This is a genomic window from bacterium, assembly GCA_004299235.1.
GTDB lineage: Bacteria > Chloroflexota > Dormibacteria > Dormibacterales > Dormibacteraceae > SCQL01.
In genome coordinates this window covers 1-2014 of record SCQL01000030.1, presented here as the reverse complement: position 1 = coordinate 2014, position 2014 = coordinate 1, and the positions used below count along the sequence as shown (strand labels likewise).

The window sequence follows — 2014 nt, the reverse complement described above, 5'->3', positions numbered from 1 at the left end:
GGCTCTGCTGACGCATGCGTGGGTGGGTGTCGACCCCTGTGAGTGAGCAGCACGCCGTTCCCGCATAGGTTTCTGGCTTGTCAAGGGTCAGGAACCGGTGAACGGAGAACGGCGTGCGCAACGCCAGGGTATGGCGCGCCTTGTTGGGCGTCGAGAAGGCGGTCATCGAGGGCGTCGAGTTCGACGAGGACGAGCAGTTGCTGGTGGTGCGTGCGCGTCCGGTACGTGGCGAGCGGGGCCGGTGCGGGGTGTGTCGCCGGCGCTGTGCCGGTTATGACGCAGGCCAGGGACGGCGGCGGTGGCGCTGCCTGGATCTGGGCAGTATCCGGGCGGTGCTGGAGTCTGACGCGCCGCGGGTGTCCTGCCGCGAGCACGGGGTGGTGGTGGCGGCGGTGCCGTGGGCGCGGCACGGCGCCGGACACACCCGGTTCTTCGATGATCAGGTCGCCTGGTTGGCGGTGGCGGCCTCGAAGTCCGCGGTGGTGCAGTTGATGCGCATCGCCTGGCGCACGGTGGGCGCGATCATCACCCGGGTCGCCGAGGACGCGATGGCCGGAACTGATCGGTTCGCCGGACTGCGCCGGATCGGCATCGACGAGATCAGCTATAAGCGCGGACACAAGTACCTGACGGTGGTCGTCGATCACGATGCCCGCAAGCTGATCTGGGCCGCGCCCGGGCGGGACAAGGCCACGCTGCGGACCTTCTTCGACGTCCTCGGTCCCGAGCGCTGTCAGATGATCACGCACGTGTCCGCCGACGCCGCCGACTGGATCGCCGCGGTGGTCGCCGAACGCTGCCCGAACGCCATCCAGTGCGCCGATGCGTTCCATGTCATCGCCTGGGCCACCGAGGCGCTCGATGAGGTGCGCCGGGCCGTGTGGAACCAGGCCCGCGCGCTGGCCCGTGGCGAGGACAAGCGGCCGCGGGGCCGCCCGCGGTCCGATGCCCCGGCCCGACCCGGGCACGAGCGGGCCCGGGCGCTCAAAGGAGCCCGGTACGCGTTGTGGAAGAACCCCGAAGACCTCACCGAACGGCAGGCCGAGAAGCTGGCCTGGATCGCCACCAGCCACCCGATGCTCTACCGCGCCTACCTGCTCAAGGAAGGCCTGCGTCACGTAGTCAAAGTCAAAGGCGACGCCGGCAAGCAGGCCCTGGACCGCTGGCTGTCCTGGGCCGCCCGCTGCCGCATACCCACGTTCGTCGACCTCGGCCGCAAGATCCGCCGGCACCGCGCCACCATTGACGCCGCCCTCGAACACGACCTGTCCAACGCACTGATCGAGTCCACCAACACCAAGATCCGGCTGATCACCCGCATCGCCTTCGGCTTCAAGTCCACCGACGCCCTCATCGCCCTGGCCATGCTCTCCCTCGGCGGCTACCGGCCCGCCCTCCCCGGCCGAAACGTCAAATGATCACCCACAGATCGGGACGGAGAGCCGGTTTCCTCGGTCTTACTAGACAGTGCCCAAAACCGGTCGGACACTGCCGAGAACAGCTTGTCGACGAGGTCGGCCGGTCCCTCGACTTCGTCGAGATAGACCAGCATCGCTCGTTTGATGTGCTTGATGTTCATGCGGCCGGCGTTCGGGTTGGTCTCGACGCCGGACTGCATGCGCCACCCGAGGTAGGCAGTGGTCTCTTGGACGTAGGGAATGTGATCGCGGGCGATCTGGTGGTTGTCGACCTCGCGTCCGAGCAAGGTCTCTAGGTAGGCCGTGTAGAGGGGGGTGCGGGCGGTGGGGATGGCCTCGCCGAGCTTGTTGACGAGGTACAGCAAGATCGTCAGTTGCATCGGGTTGATGGCCAGCTGCGCGATGTGTTCCTCGGCGTCACCGCCGAGAAACACGCGGGCCAGCAGCCGCCGCTTGACGCGCTGGACGTTGTTCACATCGGCCCATTTGCGTAGGTAGGTCTGGCGCAACTCCGCGCCGAAAGGTTGCAGTCGGATGGACTCAAAGAGATCGGAGGAGGGCTCCGGGAGTCCGGTTGCGTTCGGCCGAGTAGTGAC

2 protein-coding genes are annotated in these 2014 nt (G+C 67.4%); one reads left to right on the top strand and one right to left on the bottom strand.

Annotated elements, in window-relative coordinates; translation table 11 throughout:
* Positions 1-113 precede the first annotated feature (113 nt).
* Positions 114-1418 (top strand): ISL3 family transposase, encoded by a 1305-nt coding sequence (locus EPN29_10415; GenBank protein ID TAN32021.1) that lies wholly within the window; start codon positions 114-116, stop codon positions 1416-1418.
* Here the strand turns inward: EPN29_10415 and EPN29_10410 are convergent.
* On the bottom strand, positions 1382-1894 hold the full coding sequence (locus EPN29_10410) for a hypothetical protein (protein ID TAN32020.1): 513 nt from the start codon (positions 1892-1894) through the stop codon (positions 1382-1384). The genes EPN29_10415 and EPN29_10410 overlap by 37 nt on opposite strands.
* Positions 1895-2014 lie beyond the last annotated feature (120 nt).